General features: G+C 42.4%; 18 protein-coding genes, 1 pseudogene and 1 riboswitch. Of the genes and pseudogenes, 3 read left to right on the top strand and 16 right to left on the bottom strand.

Annotation, left to right across the window (positions count from 1 at the left end; translation table 11 throughout):
* Positions 1–67 precede the first annotated feature (67 nt).
* A riboswitch (TPP riboswitch) is annotated at positions 68–171 on the bottom strand.
* 56 nt (positions 172–227) lie between these two features.
* Entirely contained in the window at positions 228–1,355 is a 1,128-nt protein-coding gene (locus tag NSQ76_RS19330) for a hypothetical protein (protein WP_025093766.1), read from the bottom strand.
* A 140-nt stretch (positions 1,356–1,495) separates the two neighbouring features.
* Positions 1,496–2,152, bottom strand: coding sequence for a type 1 glutamine amidotransferase domain-containing protein (locus NSQ76_RS19335; RefSeq protein WP_111926985.1), 657 nt, complete (start codon positions 2,150–2,152; stop codon positions 1,496–1,498).
* A 255-nt stretch (positions 2,153–2,407) separates the two neighbouring features.
* Here NSQ76_RS19335 and NSQ76_RS19340 point away from each other — a divergent pair, with 255 nt between their 5' ends.
* Entirely contained in the window at positions 2,408–2,572 is a 165-nt protein-coding gene (locus NSQ76_RS19340; RefSeq protein ID WP_003214630.1) for a hypothetical protein, read from the top strand.
* 34 nt (positions 2,573–2,606) lie between these two features.
* On the opposite strand, the gene NSQ76_RS19345 is transcribed toward NSQ76_RS19340, so the two are convergent.
* From NSQ76_RS19345 to NSQ76_RS19395, 11 genes and pseudogenes are all read right to left on the bottom strand, one after another.
* Entirely contained in the window at positions 2,607–2,978 is a 372-nt protein-coding gene (locus NSQ76_RS19345; RefSeq protein WP_034624120.1) for a DUF1304 domain-containing protein, read from the bottom strand.
* A 5-nt stretch (positions 2,979–2,983) separates the two neighbouring features.
* Entirely contained in the window at positions 2,984–3,238 is a 255-nt protein-coding gene (locus NSQ76_RS19350) for an ORF6C domain-containing protein (RefSeq protein ID WP_024427548.1), read from the bottom strand.
* Between the two features lie 206 nt (positions 3,239–3,444).
* Positions 3,445–5,826 carry an immune inhibitor A domain-containing protein gene (locus NSQ76_RS19355; protein ID WP_034624119.1) on the bottom strand — a complete coding sequence of 794 codons (2,382 nt, stop codon included), beginning with the start codon at positions 5,824–5,826 and terminating at the stop codon, positions 3,445–3,447.
* A gap of 189 nt (positions 5,827–6,015) precedes the next feature.
* On the bottom strand, positions 6,016–6,309 hold the full coding sequence (locus NSQ76_RS19360) for a putative quinol monooxygenase (RefSeq protein WP_034624118.1): 294 nt from the start codon (positions 6,307–6,309) through the stop codon (positions 6,016–6,018).
* Between the two features lie 25 nt (positions 6,310–6,334).
* Complete coding sequence (locus NSQ76_RS19365; RefSeq protein WP_024427550.1) at positions 6,335–6,973, bottom strand: nitroreductase family protein; 639 nt, start codon at positions 6,971–6,973, stop codon at positions 6,335–6,337.
* A 13-nt stretch (positions 6,974–6,986) separates the two neighbouring features.
* Positions 6,987–7,471 (bottom strand): annotated as a pseudogene (locus NSQ76_RS19370) (MarR family winged helix-turn-helix transcriptional regulator).
* 151 nt (positions 7,472–7,622) lie between these two features.
* Entirely contained in the window at positions 7,623–8,924 is a 1,302-nt protein-coding gene (locus tag NSQ76_RS19375) for a pyrimidine-nucleoside phosphorylase (RefSeq protein WP_041087525.1), read from the bottom strand.
* Between the two features lie 25 nt (positions 8,925–8,949).
* Positions 8,950–10,131: a NupC/NupG family nucleoside CNT transporter gene (locus NSQ76_RS19380; RefSeq protein WP_034624116.1), complete on the bottom strand. Its 1,182-nt coding sequence runs from the start codon at positions 10,129–10,131 to the stop codon at positions 8,950–8,952.
* A 166-nt stretch (positions 10,132–10,297) separates the two neighbouring features.
* Complete coding sequence (gene deoC, locus NSQ76_RS19385) at positions 10,298–10,969, bottom strand: deoxyribose-phosphate aldolase (protein ID WP_341055600.1); 672 nt, start codon at positions 10,967–10,969, stop codon at positions 10,298–10,300.
* A gap of 84 nt (positions 10,970–11,053) precedes the next feature.
* Complete coding sequence (locus NSQ76_RS19390) at positions 11,054–11,998, bottom strand: sugar-binding transcriptional regulator (RefSeq protein WP_034624115.1); 945 nt, start codon at positions 11,996–11,998, stop codon at positions 11,054–11,056.
* Between the two features lie 60 nt (positions 11,999–12,058).
* Entirely contained in the window at positions 12,059–12,934 is an 876-nt protein-coding gene (locus NSQ76_RS19395) for an aldose 1-epimerase family protein (protein WP_034624114.1), read from the bottom strand.
* A 225-nt stretch (positions 12,935–13,159) separates the two neighbouring features.
* Between NSQ76_RS19395 and NSQ76_RS19400 the strand changes: the two genes are divergently transcribed.
* The gene (locus tag NSQ76_RS19400) at positions 13,160–14,983 is read left to right on the top strand and encodes an acyltransferase family protein (RefSeq protein WP_135031532.1); all 1,824 of its coding nucleotides are present in this window, start codon (positions 13,160–13,162) and stop codon (positions 14,981–14,983) included.
* Between the two features lie 152 nt (positions 14,984–15,135).
* Here NSQ76_RS19400 and NSQ76_RS19405 read toward each other — a convergent pair whose 3' ends face one another.
* Entirely contained in the window at positions 15,136–16,233 is a 1,098-nt protein-coding gene (locus tag NSQ76_RS19405) for a saccharopine dehydrogenase family protein (protein WP_024427556.1), read from the bottom strand.
* A complete protein-coding gene (locus NSQ76_RS19410) occupies positions 16,230–16,937 on the bottom strand; it encodes a class I SAM-dependent methyltransferase (protein WP_034624112.1) in 708 nt (235 codons plus the stop codon). The genes NSQ76_RS19405 and NSQ76_RS19410 overlap by 4 nt, the downstream gene beginning before the upstream one ends.
* 129 nt (positions 16,938–17,066) lie before the next feature.
* Between NSQ76_RS19410 and NSQ76_RS19415 the strand changes: the two genes are divergently transcribed.
* Positions 17,067–18,074 carry a helix-turn-helix transcriptional regulator gene (locus tag NSQ76_RS19415; protein ID WP_034624111.1) on the top strand — a complete coding sequence of 336 codons (1,008 nt, stop codon included), beginning with the start codon at positions 17,067–17,069 and terminating at the stop codon, positions 18,072–18,074.
* 35 nt (positions 18,075–18,109) lie between these two features.
* Here NSQ76_RS19415 and yidA read toward each other — a convergent pair whose 3' ends face one another.
* The gene (yidA, locus tag NSQ76_RS19420) at positions 18,110–18,922 is read right to left on the bottom strand and encodes a sugar-phosphatase (RefSeq protein WP_103131807.1); all 813 of its coding nucleotides are present in this window, start codon (positions 18,920–18,922) and stop codon (positions 18,110–18,112) included.
* Positions 18,923–18,992 lie beyond the last annotated feature (70 nt).

Raw genomic sequence — 18,992 nt, forward strand, 5'->3', positions numbered from 1 at the left:
CAGTTGAATAAATGAAAAAGCCACCCCAAATGGAGCGGCCTTCTTATCGATTCAATCATGAATAAGACAAGGTCCAGCTCCACTTCCCTCCGCTAGTACGAACTAGATCAGGTTCAAAGGGTCCAAGATTTTCTCTTGTCTCAGTCATACATGACTCCCCTAGTGGACTTTTGTCATTTAATTATCTTTACTCTACACATGTGGCGATTTGATGTCAACCGCCTTTCTTAATTCAACGTTCTGATTGTTGGCAGCTTCTCGATCCCTGCAGCATAGTAGAAATTCAGCACACTGAAGAAATCAATCGGCTTTCCTGTTTTTAAATCTACAGCTAAAATATGATCACCGTAATTTGTCATATCATCAATATCTAAGCGTCTTGGTGTTGTCTTCCCGAGTGTATCAACAAAGCTACTATGGTAGTACTGCCCGCTAGCAAACGATGATTCATGATACATAAATAAAGTCTCCACATCTAAGTAGACGAGAATGGCCTCAGAGGAACTTGCATATGGAGCGGAGTACGACACTGGTGCCGAAATACTTTTCACTTTCACACTGTCAACAGAATGAGTTCTCTGTTCATATTTTCCATCATATGAGAAGTAAAACACACGCTCCCATTTATAATCGGCGGTCTTTGTTTGCTTATTGTATACTTTTGTACCATTTGCGAAAACATCACCGTTTGCATACTCAGCTACAAAATATTGCAAGGTGGACGAAAGGGATACAGCCCCCGTGAAATTGGGCGGGTTTTTTGCATTCACTTGTATCGTGTAAGAGTCTCCAAATTCTCCGCCGCTTGTAATACCGAATGCATAATCACCTGCTGGTAAATTGGTCAATCCAAGCAGGCTGCCTGCCGGTTGAATTAAATCTGTCGGGTAGGCTTGTCCTGTTTCATAATCAACAACAAATAATTGAACAAAATAATCAGGGTTTGAAGAGGTAATCCGGCTGATGAGTGCCTGAGGTGAAGATGTGCTTAAAAACCATAAATCAACTGGGTCGTCCTCTGTTAAGACAGCCGATTGATTAATAGCTAGTCCATCAATGGAGCGAACGGCAGACGTGCGCATTTTGCCTTCTTTAGCAGCTTTTCGTTTGATACTGATTCCTTTCTTCTTATTCACTTTAAATGATTTTTTCACTTGCTTCTGTTGAATAGCGGTTCCTTCATCCTGCTTCAAAAACGATTCTTGCACTTGCTGAATCGCTTTTTCTGTCAGTGGTGATATTTTCCCTTCTGATTTCGGTGCTTCTTCTGCTTTTAATGCTGGTGAAAACAAACCTGTTGCGACGAGTAAAACAGACAGTAAAGCAGCGGTGATTTTGACATAAAATGCTCTCACAGGAACATCCCCTTTTTCCTCATTTGGGTTTTTTACCCTGTAATTATTTTACCATTATTCTAATTATTGTTTTGGTCTTTTTTAGGACATTTTTATAACAAAAAAACCAGCCCATGAGTTACGACTGGTTTTTGATCGTTTTATGCAATGGTTTTGACAAACAAGCGTGCTGTTTCTGCACTTGATCCCGGGTTTTGTCCAGTGATGATTTGTCCGTCAACGACAGCAAATGGCGCAAAGGCATCTCCTTTTTCAAACGCTGCCCCCTGCTCACGAAGTTTTGTTTCCAATAAAAATGGAACTTTTGATGTCAGCTGCACGGCTTCCTCTTCTTCGTTTGTGAAGCCTGTGATTTTTTTGCCTTCGATAAATGATTTGCCATTTTGGTCCTTCACATCAACGAATGCTGAAACACCATGACAAACGGCTCCGATCGCACCCTTTTTATCTGAAACTGCTAAGATCGCATCCGCTACCAGTTGATTAGACGCAAAGTCGATCATAGGGCCGTGCCCTCCAGCAAAGAAAATTCCGTCATAATCTGCGGGATTCACATCTGTAAGCGCCTTTGTGTCTTGAAGTAATTCATATACATCTTGATATTGCGCTGGGACACCTTCTGGAATTGAATTTTTGTCAATTGGTACAGTGCCACCTTGAATAGAGACAATTTGTACTTCTAGTTCATTTTCTTTAAAAATATGAAATGGCTCTGCTAACTCTTCTAGCCATAAGCCTGTTGGATGTCCATTCATTTCCGGGCTGCTTGTTGATACTAATAACACTTTCTTACTCATCTTGATCATCCTTTCGATTTATCCTGTGGCTATTTTATATTTTGCACAATTAAATATCAAGCAATATGACTTTAGGCCAGCTCATTATGTTATACCCGATTTTCTAAAAAATATGGTATGACTCCAAATCTAATCAATATGTCACATTCTATTGGTAGGGAATTTCATGTAAAATTGTCATTGAGTGATATAATATGAGGAAAGATTGACAGTTCTCTCGTCACATGAGGGGATTTTTAAAGGAGTGGAAAAGAGATGAAAACCTATTCGATTGTGATGATCATCATCACGCTCTGTATTATATTGGCCGTCTTTTTGATGAACCTAACGGGGGTCATGTACGGAAAAATCATTTTGGCCGTTGCCGTAGCCCTTTGTCTAACATCCATTATTCGTTTGATGGGTCTTCGAAAAAGATAAAAGCCGCCCTCGCTAGGGGCGGCTTTATTTAAGATTAGATCGCCAGCATCAGTGCAATGAGTGCAAGCAGTGCTGGTACTCCTTGTTTGATGATAATTGATTTATTGGATGTTACACCGCCAAATACTGCGGCGATGAGCACACAAAGAATGAAAAACAGCTGAATCATATATCCAACGGTATTCGATCCAAGAATGAGCCCCCAAATGAGTCCTGCAGCTAAAAACCCGTTATAAAGCCCCTGATTGGCAAACATTACTTTGACATTTGGATCTTTTTGCAAGTGTTCTGGCAGTTTAAAAGACCGCTTCGCCATCTTTGATTCCATAAAAAACATTTCTAATAACATGATGACAATGTGTTCTAATGCGACAATTCCTACTAAAATGATTGCTAAAATATTCAATTTAGTTAATTCCTTTCTGATAGACGTTCACGAATCTCTATTTTGTCCGTGTATAAATCAAAGTCTTGTATCAATTCTAGCGCTTCTGTAAAGCGACTTTGTGGAATGTCTTTCATTTTTCTCACGCCGAATTCCTTTTTAATAAAAGCCATGATGGTATTGATATGAAGCTTACCGTGGCCAGCATACTCCAAATGGCTGCAAAAAGTCTGCATCGTCCCTCGAATCACCTTTAATTGCTTGGCAGTGACACAACTCATTGGTAACGCTCATCCTTTCCTTTGTTTTAACAGCTAAAAAGAATCATGGTTGAAAGAAAAACCTTCCAGTGTCTATTATATAATGGTTTCATTCGGATATCAAAATAAAAAAGAACATACATTCGATTTAAAAAACAATCGTGCCCTCACAATCCTTTTCTCACATATCAAAAAGCCGGATTCAATGGTAGAATCCGGCTTTCTATTTAGTTACTTTTCGAAATTAACACCTTTCCAACAGAACGATCCTTACTTTGTCCAACGACTTTAAAGGATAACCCATATGTCGGTACATCGCGTCCTGCATCTGGGTTGTTTGGATTCACATAGTTCTTTTTATCACTAAATGTACGAGCCGGGCGAATGTAGCGATCTTGCAAAGTTAAGCCCGTTGTTGCTGTATAATCTATATTCAGCTTCGTACTTGGATTCAAAGAGAATGCTGCATCATGTACTTGGAACCCTGTTGCGGCAATGGAACCGTCACTCCATTTTAATACTTGCTGATCTGCATCTACTACGCCAAGGAAGCCGTTCCCCGGATGTTTTCCTACCCAGTTATCACTGTATGATTGATCGACATACCAAACGACCAACCCGTTATTATAGCTCATCAGACTTGCCCCGCGTTTAATATGCTTTAAGCCTTTATCGACATCAGCATAGGAGCGCCACTCTAGTAAATAGTATTGTGCTGCATATTGTTTTCCATTAGATTTTGAGAATCCATTAAAGGTAAAAGTAGACGTGTCCTCGGCATCATCTGACCATACTTTCGTTCCATCTGCCGTGATGTTCAGGTCATCTACGAATAAGCCTGGAAGTGAATAGCCTGCATCAGTTGTGTAACGGAATTGCAGGTCGATTTTCTTCCCTGCATAAGCAGACAGGTCAAAGGCTGCATCTACCCAGCCGTCTGATTTTCCGTCGATGCCATTGCCTTCGTTTGCACCTGCTTCATTTCGATCATTCGTGATGTTACCCGCGATGGTCTCCCATTGATCAGTCCCTGTTTCACGCACTTCGACATACGCATAATCATAATCTTCTTCAATATCGTACCATGCTTTAAATGTCAGCTCTGCTTTGCTTCCTTTTGACAAATCAATACCTGTTGTCGTCATGGTTGCATTCAAATTGTCACCCGTTCCGCTGAAGTACGAATATTTCCCTTGAGCAGGTGTCGTGACGACAATCTCTTTATCTGGTAAATCGACTCGAACGGCATCATGGTTCGTTCCTTTTGTTGCTGCTTCATCAATTAATACTGTTTTGCTTTTCTTTAATGTTTTACCATCGATGGTTTGTCCAGAAAGCCAGTTGCCTCCATGCAAATTTTGAAGCATTTCTTTCGCATATGGGCTAAAGCCTGTTGGTTCCGTACCAGGAACTTTACCTGCCCAGCTTCCGCTTGACATGATCGACCAGTAAGAAACGGGCTCTCCTCTGCCTGTGTACTGTGTATCGTACTCGTCAGGAAGACCAAGATCATGTCCGAATTCATGTGTGAACACACCTGCTGCGCCATCTTCAGGCTCGATGGTGTAATCCAACGCGCCTAATTTCCCGCCTTGACCAACTTCAGATTCGGTATCCGGAATTTCAAATACATCACCAAGTGACCAGCGGTGTGACCAAATCGCATCAGCGCCAAGTTGTCCGCCGCCTGCTTCTTCACCTACGCCGGCGTGAACGACCATCAGATGGTCAATGATGCCGTCTGGCTCGTTATAAACACCGTCGCCATCAATATCATAGCGGTCCCATTGATCATACTCGCTTAGATCAATATTCGGATCTTTTGCTGCTGCTTCGAGTGCTTCTTTCACCAATTCGCGCGGTCTGCCGTCACTGCCTGAATCGTCAGGTACGTTCCCGCCGTAATAAGCTGCTTCATGCTTCGCTGTATACCATCCTGCAACTGTTCCACTAACTGTGTAACTGCCGCCGGACTGCTTTTCATAATATTGCTTCATGGATACTTTCCGTTTCCCATCAGGACCGATGTAGCCATTTTTTCCGAAAAGCATATCTTGATAGTGCTGTTGATCGTACTTGTCATAGTACATATCAGTCTCTTCTTTTTTAATACTATTATGCTTATAATCTTTAAAATCTACTAATAAAACCAATACTTTATCATTGCGGACGTCACCTTTATACTTTTCCTTTTTGACCGGTTTTACTTGATTGCTTTCTTTTCCTTTATGCTTCTTTAATTTTTTCTTTTTGGCAAGTTTGTTATGTACCTCTTGTTTGTATTCTTTCAGGAATTCAGGCTCTTCTGTTAAGGTGCTGGCACTTTGTTTCATTGCTGATTCTTCTTTTTTCTTTAGATAGTTCTTTAATGCTTTTTGGGTTTCTGCCTCATTGGCATTCTTTTTGATCTTTCCTTGTTTTTTCAAGGCTTTGACAAGACGGTCTTCATTCACGACACTTGAGTCAAATGGAATACCTGAATAATGACCGCCATCAGAGGATGTTGATTTTTCTGTGGTGTGGGCAGATAGAGGGGTGCTGAAAGCTGTCAATGTGCCTAAACTTAGGACAGCGGTTAGTGCAATTTTCGTCCATTTCCCTTTTTTCATATTGGTTCCTCCCTATTTTGGTAATAAATAATATCTAATTCTAGCATATTCCAATATAGTTAAGTCGAAAAACATTTTATTTTCAGAAATTTTGTGGAAAATGCACAATACGTGAATGAAATGGGTGGAACCATATGTCGAAAATAAAAGAACCCTAGGCGTTAACCGCCTAGGGTGTTTGTTGTTTTTCTATGAAAGCTGCTGGCCTTGAAAGGCAACCACGTCAAGTGGAGCGGCTAAGAATTCTTTTGCCTTCGCTACGAAAGCCTGGAAATGAGCACTTGCATTATGGCTCTGAACCGCAGCGTCATCTTTCCACACTTCTACCATTAAAAAGGTATTTTCCTTTTCTGTATCCTTGAACAGCTTGTAGGAAACATTGCCTTCTTCAGCCTGTGAAGCTTTCATTAACTCATTAATTTCTTCTAAAAATACGTTTTCTTTTTCTGGACGAATGGTCATCCCTGCATGAATAATAATCATTTGATCGTCTCCTTTTGAAAAGATATTATTTCCACTCAGCAATACGATCAACCGGTAAACGGTAAGATGCATAGCCTTCGTCTGCTGCTTTCCCAATTGATAGCAGCATGACTGGTACATAACGTTCTTTATCCCATCCAAATGTTTCAGCGATGACTTCTTTATCATATCCGCCAATTGGATTTGTATCATAACCGTGTGCACGTGCAGCAAGCATAAGCTGCATAGACACAATCCCACCGTCAATTAAGATGGTTTCGCGGTTCACTTGCTCTGGAAGAACCTCAAAGTGTGCAGTTAATGCAGCAATTTGTCTTTCTTTCACTTCTTGCGGCATGTAGCCATGCTCTACTGCTTTTGAATAAATTTCTTCTAAGTATTCATTGCTTTTCATATCTGCAAATACTGCAATGACAGCTGCTGATGTTGACACTTGAGTTTGGTTGAATTTTGCAAGTGGTGCAAGCTTTTCTTTTCCTTCTGGGCTGTCAATAACCATGAAGCGCCAAGGCTGTGCATTTACTGATGATGGTGCAGTTGTTGCTTCTTCTAAAATCTCTGTCATTTCTTCTTTGCTGATTTTCACAGATGGATCATAGTTACGAATAGAGCGGCGCCCTTTCATAATTTCCATAAAATCGTTTGTTTTTAATGTTGTAGCCATGTGTAACACTCCTTTAGGTTGTTTGAATCTTTTCGATGTTTTGTTGTATACGGATGAGCACATCAGTGAGAAGCCTTCGTTCTTCTTCACTTACGTTTTCAAGCATTTCTGAGATAAATCGTTCTTTTTCTATTTTAGAAGCTTCGATTCTCGTTCTGCCTTCTTCTGTTAAGCGGACAAGTGTGACTCGATTATCTTCTGGTTTTCTTCTGCGTGTGACCATTCCTTTTGTTTCTAGCTGTTTTAAATGACGCGTCACAGCTGCACTATCAATATTTACTTTTTTCTGCAAATCTGATTGGCTGATTTCATCGGCTTGGAATAACAGCGATAGCAACTCAAGTCTTGATTGGCTGATGCCCGTGCATGCTTCGAACTTCACGCCCATCATACGGTTCACGCACTGCAAACGATATAATACCTCTGCCTCTTCAGAGCAAAATGCAGTCAATGCCATCCCCTCTTTCCTATTCAGAAATCAATTACTTGATATATCAATCATTGACTCGTCAATTAATATACACCCATTGTTTGATGATTGCAAGAGGTTTGTTTCATAAAGTGAATTTTTTTATTTCAATAGAAAAAGACGAGCCTAAAATGACCATAAAAAAAGACAAAAGCGACGAATCACTTTTGTCCTTTTTCTTTATTCAGTAATGACTGTGTGGATCAATGTTGGTGCATCGGCATGATCAGCAATGCGGATGTTGTCATAAATTTTCTCCATGACATTTGCAACATCTTCACGATTCGCATGCAGAGTCACAAGTGAATCTCCTTTTTCAACACGATCGCCCACTTTTTTGTTCAGCATGATGCCGACAGATAGGTCAATATCGTCCTCTTTTGTTGCGCGTCCTGCTCCAAGGATCATCGCTGCAACACCGATTTCGTCCGCGACGATTTCAGCTACGACACCTGATTCTTTTGCAGGTACTTCGATTTTGTAAGGTGCTTGCGGCAGTTTTTCAGGCTGATCCACAATTGAGCTGTCTCCACCTTGGTTTTCTAAGAATTCCTTGAATTTCTCAAGTGCTTTGCCGTTTTTCATCACTTCAATCAGCTTTTCTCTTGCTTCATCAAGTGTGTCTGCTTTTTTCGCAAGAACGACCATTTGACTTCCTAATGTGAGCACAAGCTCGTTTAAATCTTCAGGACCTTCGCCTCGGAGTGTGTCAATCGCTTCTTTCACTTCAAGGGAATTTCCAATCGCTAATCCTAGCGGCTGAGACATGTCAGAGATGACCGCCATCGTTTGTCTGCCAACGTTGTTTCCGATGCGAACCATTGCTTTTGCAAGCTTTTCTGAGTCTTCTGGTGTTTTCATGAAAGCACCTGCGCCTGTTTTCACATCAAGTACAATCGCATCTGCACCAGCAGCAATTTTCTTACTCATAATGGAGCTTGCAATAAGCGGAATTGAGTTAACAGTTCCTGTTACATCACGAAGAGCATACAGCTTTTTATCAGCTGGTGTCAGGTTGCCTGATTGGCCAATAACGGCTACTTTATGACGGTTCACGAGCTCGATGAATTCGTCTTTTGTAATTTCTACGTGGAAGCCTTTGACCGCTTCAAGCTTGTCCACTGTACCGCCTGTATGCCCAAGACCGCGCCCTGACATTTTCGCAACAGGTACATCTAGTGCCGCAACAAGAGGAGCGAGTACAAGCGTTGTTGTATCGCCTACACCGCCTGTTGAGTGCTTGTCTACTTTAATACCGTCAATGGCAGACAGGTCAATTGTATCTCCTGAGTTCGCCATAGCGAGTGTTAAGTCTGCACGTTCTTGATCCGTCATATCTTGGAAGAAAATCGCCATAGCCAAGGCACTTGCTTGGTAGTCAGGAATTGTTCCGTCCGTATAACCTTTGACAAAGAAAGAAATTTCCTCTGAAGATAATTCTTTTCCGTCACGTTTTTTCGCAATGATATCTACCATTCTCATTGTTTTCACCATTCCTTTTTTTAAATTAGTAAATCAAACCGACAACGCCTGCTGTTAAGAAGCTGACAAGAGTTGCACCGAATAACAGCTTTAATCCAAAGCGTGCGACTACGTTCCCTTGCTTTTCGTTTAAGCCTTTGACTGCTCCAGCAATGATGCCGATAGAAGAGAAGTTCGCAAATGATACAAGGAATACAGAAATAATCGCTTCTGTACGAGCAGTGAATTGGAAAGCATCACCGGATAGAATTTGCATTGCCACAAATTCGTTAGATACCATTTTGGTTGCCATAATGCTTCCTGCTTGTACTGCTTCGCTCCAAGGAACACCAACAATGAACGCAAATGGAGCAAAGACATATCCAAGTACATCTTGGAAAGAAACACCGATGGCAGCTGTAAAGATACCGTTAATCATCGCAATTAATGCAACGAATCCAATCAACATTGCAGCAACAACAATCGCTACTTTGAAACCATCCATAATGTATTCGCCAAGCATTTCGAAGAAGGATTGTCTTTCTTCCTCGACGACTTCAAGCATGTCTTCGTCCTTAGACACTTCATATGGATTGATGATCGATGCGATAATAAATCCACCAAATAGGTTCAGCACAAGTGCTGTAACCACGTACTCTGGTTTAATCATTTGCATGTATGCACCGACAATCGACATCGATACCGTCGACATTGCAGATGCACATAATGTATAAAGACGCTGCTGAGGTAATAATCCAAGCTGTTTCTTAATAGAAATAAAGACCTCTGATTGACCTAAAATCGCAGACGCTACTGCATTGTAAGATTCTAGTTTCCCCATACCGTTTACTTTACTAAGCAAATATCCGATTCCGCGTACGATAAGCGGAAGAATACGCCAATGTTGTAGGATACCGATTAACGCCGAGATAAAGACGATCGGCAGTAAGACGTTGATGAAAAAAGTTGACGCTTTATCATTCATTAACCCGCCAAATACAAAGTTGATTCCTTCGCCGGCATAGCCTAGAAGCATTTGGAATCCTTTTGCAAAGCCTCCGACTAGGAAGTTTCCAACACCTGTATTGAGCAGAATATAACCTAAAATAAATTGCAGTACAATCATGACAATTACTGGACGGAATTTCACTCGTTTTTTCCCATTACTAGCCAGCCATGCAATGGCGAGAATCACTAGCAAGCCGATGATACCAATCACGTATTTCATGTTTTTCCTCCTTGAATGAATTCGTTTACATTAATGCGCTTGTATGGAACAAACCCTATTTCGCAAACAAAACGCGGAAGAAATTCCCAGAAGTGAGTTCCTTCCGCATATGACTTTTTCATCATTTATGAGTCATGAATGTTATCCTACCATAGGATCGTATGAATTAATAGTCTTTCGAAGGAGCTGATTGATCCCCTTTGATAATGGAAACGCCTGCACTTGCGCCAATACGGGTAGCACCTGCAGCTGTCATTGCCTCAACGTCTTCGTTTGTTCTCACGCCGCCTGATGCTTTCACACCGATGTCAGGTCCTACTGTTTTACGCATTAATGCAATGTCCTCAGCCGTTGCACCGCCTGTACTAAATCCAGTCGATGTTTTCACAAAATCTGCGCCCGCTTTCACTGAAAGCTCACAAGCTTTGACTTTTTCTTCATCAGTAAGTAAACATGTTTCAATAATGACTTTCACTAATGCTTTGCCTTTTGCTGCGTCTACAACTGCACGAATATCTTGTTCAACCACATCATATTCGCCGTCTTTCAATGCCGCAACATTGATGACCATGTCCACTTCTGTTGCACCGTTTTCAATGGCATCCTTTGTTTCGAATGCTTTCACTGCTGTTGTGTTTGCGCCTAACGGGAAACCGATGACTGTACATACATCAACACCTGTTCCGGCTAGTTCTTTCGACGCTAGAGATACCCAAGTTGGGTTTACGCAAACAGATGCAAATTGATGAGTCTTTGCTTCTTCAAGTAACTGCATAATTGCAGCTCTAGTTGTATCTGGTTTTAGTGCTGTATGATCAATGAGCTTTGCTATCGTCATGCTTCACACTTCCTTTTAATTATGATACTTTCATCATATATGACAGATGAACAATTGTAAACATGGTTATGAAATTTTGTTCATCTATTTTGTGACATTTAAAAGAGCCCTCGCTGTGTGCTGATCGATGATCAATACATTGGCATATTTCCCTCTTAGTGCACCGTGTATAGAAGCCACCTTTCGATGACCGCCAGCGACAAGAATGGATCGTTCTTTTGTCCTTAAATCATCTAGCTCTACGCCAATTGTGCGATTGTTAATGGCTTCACTGCAAATGCGTCCATCTTGATCATAAAAACGCGAGCAAATGTCTCCAACACTGGATTCCTTGAGGAGCGCTTTTTCTTCTTCACGGAAATAACCTAGTCTAAACAAAAGTGCTTCATCTCTTACCGTTCCAACAGTAAACACAGCGATATTCGCCTGCTTGCCCATTTCAATAATTCGCTGAATATGTCTGTCCTGCTCAACCATCTCCTTGACGGCAGCACTATCAAATACAACAGGAAGCGGCAAATAGCGCGGTGCTGTTTGAAAGGCCTCAGCAAACAGCTGGATGGTTTCCGCCGAATATGTATTCACATGAGAGTGGCTGATTCCGCCCTTGAGCTGGACAACCTCTACACCTTTTACCTGTTTAGGTTGCATCTTTTGTGCAATTTGATACATAGTCGTTCCCCAGCTCACGCCAACAATATCGCCGTCTTTCACTGTCTCTTGCAAGTAATCTGCACCAAATCGGCTCAAATAATCGGTGATGGTTGGATAGTCGTCCTTTGGCGAAAACACCACATGTGCTTCGAGAAGGTCATATTTTTCCTTGAGCAATGAAGAAAGCTCGTTTAAATCCTCAAACGGATCCATCACCGTAATCTGGACGTATCCCTTCTCTTTCGCATATTGAAGCAGCCGAGATACGGTCGGTCTCGACAAGTTGAGCTGTTTGGCAATTTCCTGCTGGCTGTAATCAGACAAATAGTAAAGCCTTGCCGCTTCAATACTCAGCTGTTGTTTCTCTCGATCCATTCATACGCCCCCTTTTTTAATCTATCATAACAAATTGTTCACCTCATCATGCACAAATGTTCATTTAAAGAAAATTGTATAAGCGGCATGAAATGTCTCATTCTTTTCTAATGTTTGAATGCCAAACTTCTCTTTGTACTGTCCATTCGTCCCTTCCCTATCGGCGATGCCATACCACGGCTCAATACAAACAAAAGGAGCCATCGTTCCTTTTTCTTGATCATAAGGCGACCAAATGCCAACGAACGGAAAACCAGTGAGATCGACCTCAACTCCGTGACCTGCCCCTGAAGTCAATGACACTCGATTGATATGGCTAAAGATCATCGCATCATGCTGAAAAAGCTCTGGGCGAAGCTGGATCGGTTCAAGCTGAATGCCTTTTTCTTTCTCCCTGACAAGTGAATTCCGCAGTTCATATTGCACAGGGAGATGTTCAGTGGAAGGTGTCAATGTGAGTGAATAATCTGCTGTTTGCTCTCCTTCAACAAGCGGAATACGAAATGCTGGGTGTCCTCCAATGGAGAAATACATCGTATCCTCTCCGTCATGATCAATTTCCCAGGAAATCTTCAGTCCATTTTCCAATAGTTCATAACGAATTCGCGCTGTAAATTCATACGGGTATTGCTTCACGTGCCGGCCTCTTGATTCATATTGAAAGGTCACCGTATGCTTCGTTTCTTCATATAAATCAAAATTGACATCACGTAAAAACCCATGCTGCGTGAGCTCAAAGGTTTGATCGTCAATCTTGTATTGATCATTCATTAATCGCCCAACAATCGGAAACAAGACAGGCGACACCCTGCCCCAATAAGCTGGATCACCAGACCACATATAGTGACGTCCGCTTTCCTTGTCAAGCACCTCCCTGACTTCCGCTCCTTTTTCATGAATCTGAACCAATAACTGATCATTTTCAATCGTTTTCATTCAATACATCCCCTTTCCTTCTTCTTTTATTATGACAGGGATTTTGGTTTTGAGTATCAAATTCGACATCTCTTACTCACCAATTAAAAAAATTTTAAAAAAGACAGAAATTCGCCAACAAAATGTAATGCTGATTCGTCTAATCTTATATAAAATAAAAGAATCGTTGCTCTTTTGAATGAACAACAAAAAGAAGCGTTTGACATTGATGGGGGATTCATTTTCATGAACAGCAAGGAAAATCGTTTTCGTTATATTTTAGGATTAGATGGACTAAGAGCCGTTGCTGTATTGGCAGTCATTGCTTATCACTTACATATCGGACCCGCAAGCGGCGGGTTTCTTGGCGTTGATTTATTTTTTGTCATTTCTGGTTACTTGATTACAACGATCTTGTTACATAAGCAGGATTTAGGCTATCAAGAGCTTTTGCCATTTTGGATGGGACGGATCAGGAGGCTTCTTCCAGCCGCTTACATCATGATTTTTATAACCGTCAGCTGGTGCGCGATTGCTGGATCAAACGCATTATTGTCCATTCGTGGCGATGCCATATCGTCCTTTTTTTATGTCAGTAACTGGTGGTACATTTTTCATCAGCTTTCATATTTTGATAGCTTCAATGCCCTATCTCCACTGAAAAATTTATGGTCTCTGGCGATAGAAGAGCAATTTTATATCATTTGGCCGGTACTGTTAATTGCAGGGTTGAAATGGGTAAAAAACAGATCGCATCTGCCTATGATCACCTTTGGACTTGCTCTTGTCTCTGCCTTATGGATGGCGATTCTTTATTCACCAGATACCGATCCAAGCAGGGTTTATTATGGAACAGATACTCGTGCATTTGCGCTCCTGATTGGATGCAGCCTGGCATTTGTGTGGCCTATGCAAAGACTATCCAGCAAAAAATTGCTTCCTGTTGGCAGACGTATTTTACATATTGCCGGGTTCGGTTCGTTTGCGATTTTCCTTCTTTGTGTTTATTCAGTGGACGATTTCGATGCCTTTCTCTATCAGGGCGGCATGCTTTTATTCTGTCTGAATGCGGCCATCTTAATTGCGTGCGTCTGCCATCCTGCAAGTCTTATAGGGAAATGGCTGTCCTTTCAGCCGCTCGTCTGGCTAGGTAAGCGGTCTTATGGTATTTATTTGTGGCATTATCCCATTATCGTACTGACCACACCGGTCATTGAAATTGGACAGCCTTCCATAGCGCGTGTCACATTGCAGCTCATCGCCATTTTACTAGTTGCTGAGGCTTCCTATCGCTTCATCGAACAACCGATCCGCCAGCATGGCTTCAGACAATATTTTTCCTCTTGGTCTATTTGGAAAAAAGGAATCAAACAGTGGTCTACATCTAATAAGGTGTTCCTTGGAATCACCGCAGCTCTTTTGATCTTATTTATCATTGGCATGTCTAACTCGTCCACTTCCTCCCCATATGTGAAGGAAGTGACGCAAATTAAGACAGCACCGAAAAAAACAGCCGAACCATCGGAATCAAAAGCGAAGAAAAAGAAAGAAAAGCACGAGAAAAAAGCAGCTGATCAAAAACAATTTCACCAAGTTCTTGCCATTGGTGATTCTGTCATGCTAGACATTGCGCCGAATCTTGAAAAAGCATATAAACAAATCACCATCGATGGGAAAGTTGGCAGACAGATGAACGAAGCCATCAGCATCGCCCCTCAATACAAATCATTTAATCAATCTGATGCTGCTGTTATCATTGAACTTGGCACAAATGGTTATTTTACTGAGGACACGCTGAAAGCATTCATTCAAAACTTTTCAAAGGCACATATTTTCCTAGTGAATACGAGGGTTCCAAGGTCATGGGAAAATGATGTGAATGCGGTCATTCAGCGAGTGGCTGATCAAGATCAAAACGTCACCTTAGTCGATTGGCATTCAGCCGCTACTGGACAGCCATCCTATTTTCAGTCCGATGGTGTCCACCTTTCAAAAAAAGGTTCTGACACATTGACACAGCTCATCACAGCAAGCATTAAGAAAAAAGGAGATGTGTCGACGTCATCATAAAAAGACTAGCAGAATGCTAGTCTTTTTTTCAGCGTGATAGAAAACCTTTGCAGTCGAGGAAGGGCGAGTACCGGCGCGGAGCGAATTTGACATTCGTGAGCACCGGCACGCAGACCTGACACCGAATGCGAGGGTTTGTCTGCACGCTGCTTTTATGCCGTCAAAAGGCTGGCCCTTATCGCTAATGTCTGCTCTTCCTTTGTTTTTTGATCCACCAAAGCAAAAAGCCCGTTCTCATATGCTAGTGAAAATAATTGTTCAATATGAAAAACTCCTGACTGAAACCGCCTGTTCAATAAATGCAGGGCCGCAGCACAGGCGACTTGAGCTGTTGCTTGAGACTCGTCGTGTCCTTTTATACCAAGCGCTGCATGATGAACCTTTTTCCCATCCGTCCCTGCCGCTTCCACTTTGACTGCATATTGATCTGTACCCGCTTGAGAAGATTGAATCATTGAAATGGCTCTGTCCTTCATCTTCGGCAGTGTAAGAAACGACGTCAGTCCAAGGCTCCTTGTGAAGGCCAATGCACCCGTCGCGAGACGTGAATCAAAACAAAGCCTTGTCGTCACAGATGGCACATGAAGTGTGGAAGGCAATGTCTGTTGATCAGAGAAGGGGAATCGATAGGCATACCGCTTTCCAAGCTGTTCACCAAAGTTGACCTGTCTGCCTCCAGTAAAGCTTTTCACTCTTTTCCGCTGATCATGCTCAGTAAGTTCATATTCAGTATGGACATGATCAATCGTCCATTCAATCGCGGCTTTTCCATGCTGATCCCCCAACCCAAGCATAATCCCAATATCTATTTGATCCACTGATGAAAGCATAGATGCCGTTTTTGCAGCTAATAAATTTGTAAGACCGGGCGCGAGACCTACACTGAGCAAAGCCGTTGCACTGATTTGCTGCTGATCCAGCTGTGCCATTTGCTCCATATACGCCCCCTTTGCAGAAATATCGATATAATCAATGCCTGCCCGCAGAACGGTTTCAGCAAATGACGTGTCATCTTGGTCGAGACACATGATCACCAGCTTTGTTTCATCCATCCAGTCCGAATGTAATGGCTGACTAACATCTAGTTTGTAAGGACGGACTCTTCTTTTTGTCTGCTGTGAAAATTGTTCGGCCTTCTCATAGCTCCTGCCCGCCGCAACAATTTGCCCTGGATACACTTCACTTAACTGAAGACATATTTGCTGTCCGACATGTCCATAGCCGCCAATTACCATCACCTGTGATCTCATCTCTCATCCGCCTCTCTACGACCTCGCTTGCAAACAAGCCCTTTGATCATTCCTGCCTGAAAATAAGGTCTGATGTCTCGAAACCCCGCCTCAATTAAATGTCCTCTCATCTCCTCCTCAGGCACAGGATATGTTGCACGTCCCAGCCTGTCATTAAAGGACGAAAACACTTCTTTTCCTAGACCTTGCCGCTTCATGAAAAGAGACAGCATATGAAGCTCCTGCTGAAATGCGCTGGAATTCATCTCTCCTTGTATAAATGCGAGTACAAACGGGGCCCCTGGTTGAAGCCTTCGGGCAATCTCCTGTAAAAATGGCAGCCGATTTTCTACAAAATGAATCACGAGCAGGCTCACTGCGGCATCGTAAACAGCTTCAGCAGACACCTTGTTTAATGCGGTCTCATACCAGGTGACACGCGCCTCCATATGGAGCTGTGAAACCCGCTGTTTCGCCATATTCAGCATAGATGCAGACGGATCGACTCCTGTGATGAGCCAGTCTTCTTTTCTCTGAAGCATGTTGATGATCTCTTCGCCCCCACCCGCTCCGACAGTTAGAATACGAGAGGCCGCTCCCTTTATTTCAGTTTCTAATACATCTACTGATAACTCATGCAAAAGGTGATAGCCGGGTACTTTATGTGAAATCGTTGCTGCGTATGATTCAGCAACAGGGTCGTGCCAATGCTGGTTTCCTTTCATATGATTCTCCTCCAGTTCCTTTCCGCTTTCCATCGTTTCCTGTACACTAACGATATGACATCTTTATTGTAAAAAGAGGCACCAGAAAAAACGATCCCTAAAAGTGGGGGTTTTTGAGGAGGAGATCATGTGGTCAATCCAGCCACTCATTTTCAGCAGATAAGGCAGCAAATTCGGGACGAGCTAGCTGCTGTCATTGATTTTGATGCCGTCTGTATCACAACCATCGATCCAGCCACTCTCCTCTCGACAGGTTCCTACACTGATGAACCGATTGAAGAAATTCATGACCAGCTCTTTCAAAATGAATTTTTAAAAAGGGACGTGCATCAGCATGAGTTTCTAGCCAAAGGCCCTATTCATGCTGCGAGTCTCATCCAAAGCGGTGCATATTTGAACAGCGAGCGCTATCAGCATATTTTGTTACCTAACGGTTGGTCTGATGAATTGCGGGCAGCCCTTGTGATTAAAGGAGAATGCTGGGGTATCGCCAGCCTTTATCGTCAAAAGGGCAAGGAACCTTTTCAGAAACGAGATATACAAGCAGTCATCGATCTAACACCGGCACTGGCAGCCAAGCTGAGAGATGAGCTTTTCAAAAAAAGAGACACTGAAGATGATGATGCGGCGGAGCAGCAAGGATTTCTCATTCTTTCAACTCATTACAAGCTTCTTTATGGAAATGAGACAGGGCTCCATTGGCTTCGTACATTTCAAGCCTTTGAGCAAATCCATGACCAAGCCGTCATGCCCCGCCCGTTCAGAGCATTAGGTGCTAAACTTTTATACGGCGGCACCGATCAAACAGCAGCAAGCATCACAAGAATGCCTACGGGGGTCTTTCTTTCCCTTCAAGCCTTTCGATTGGCGCAAGCTGACAGGCAGGAGGAGGCTGTCATGATTCACGTCAAACGAGCCCAAACAAATGATATTCTTCCTTATGCAGCAAAAACGTACAGGCTGACAGAAAGAGAGATGAACGTCCTCGACTGCTTATTAAAGGGCCAGTCGACAAAGGAAATTGCGAGTACTTTATATATTTCACCCCATACCGTTCATGATCATGTGAAAGCAATGCTGCAAAAGACGAATTTAAGCAGCAGACGTATGCTTGTTTACTTTTTCTCCAATATATAAAAAAGCGGCTACCGCACTGGCAGACCGCTCTTTTCTTATTTTCCTAAAACCAGCTCATGCAGGACATGTGCTACTCCGGCTTCATTATTAGATTTTGTTACAACATCTGCTACGGCTTTGACATCATCAATGGCATTTCCCATAGCGACACCGCAGCCTGCAAACTCTACCATTGATATGTCGTTCCCGTTGTCACCAATGGCCATGACTTCTTCACGAGGAATTCCCAGCTCCTTCGCTAGAAGCTTCACAGCATTTCCCTTACTCACATCAGGATGCAGGATTTCAAGGAAGAAATCTGTACTTTTCACCATCATATACTTTTCCTTCACTTCAGACGGGATGGCTTGTATCGTTTTTTCCAAACGTTCTGGCTGATCAATATACATCATTTTCGGAAGTCTCATCGATGAATCTGCCTCTTCAACAGGCATATATTTCAGCGGCAGTTTTGTTAAGTAGGATTCAAGCACTGTGTATTCACTAATATCGCGATTCGGTGTGTATAAATTAGCTGAATCGAAATAATGCATCGGCGTGTCCAGCTGACGGCTCAATTCATATAACGAAGTTAAGTCATCATAGGATAATGTCAGCTCTGACACCACTTCATTTGTATGGCTGTTTTGAACAAGCGCACCATTATAGGCGATCACATAATCTCCCTCTTGATCAAGCTGAAGATCAGCTAAATAGCGATTTACTCCGCCAATTGGCCGGCCTGTACATAAAACAATTTTAATCCCTTCTGCCTTAGCCTGTTGAATGGCTTCAAACACTTCATCCGGCACCATATGTTGATCATTTAATAACGTACCATCCATATCAATTGCGACTAATTTATACATTCACTGGTCCCCTTTTCTCAGCAAAAACGTGCTGTCACTATTTTAAGCCATCATTAGATGATGACAGGTT

This window comes from Bacillus sp. FSL M8-0256 (assembly GCF_038005765.1).
GTDB classification, from domain to species: domain Bacteria; phylum Bacillota; class Bacilli; order Bacillales; family Bacillaceae; genus Bacillus; species Bacillus safensis.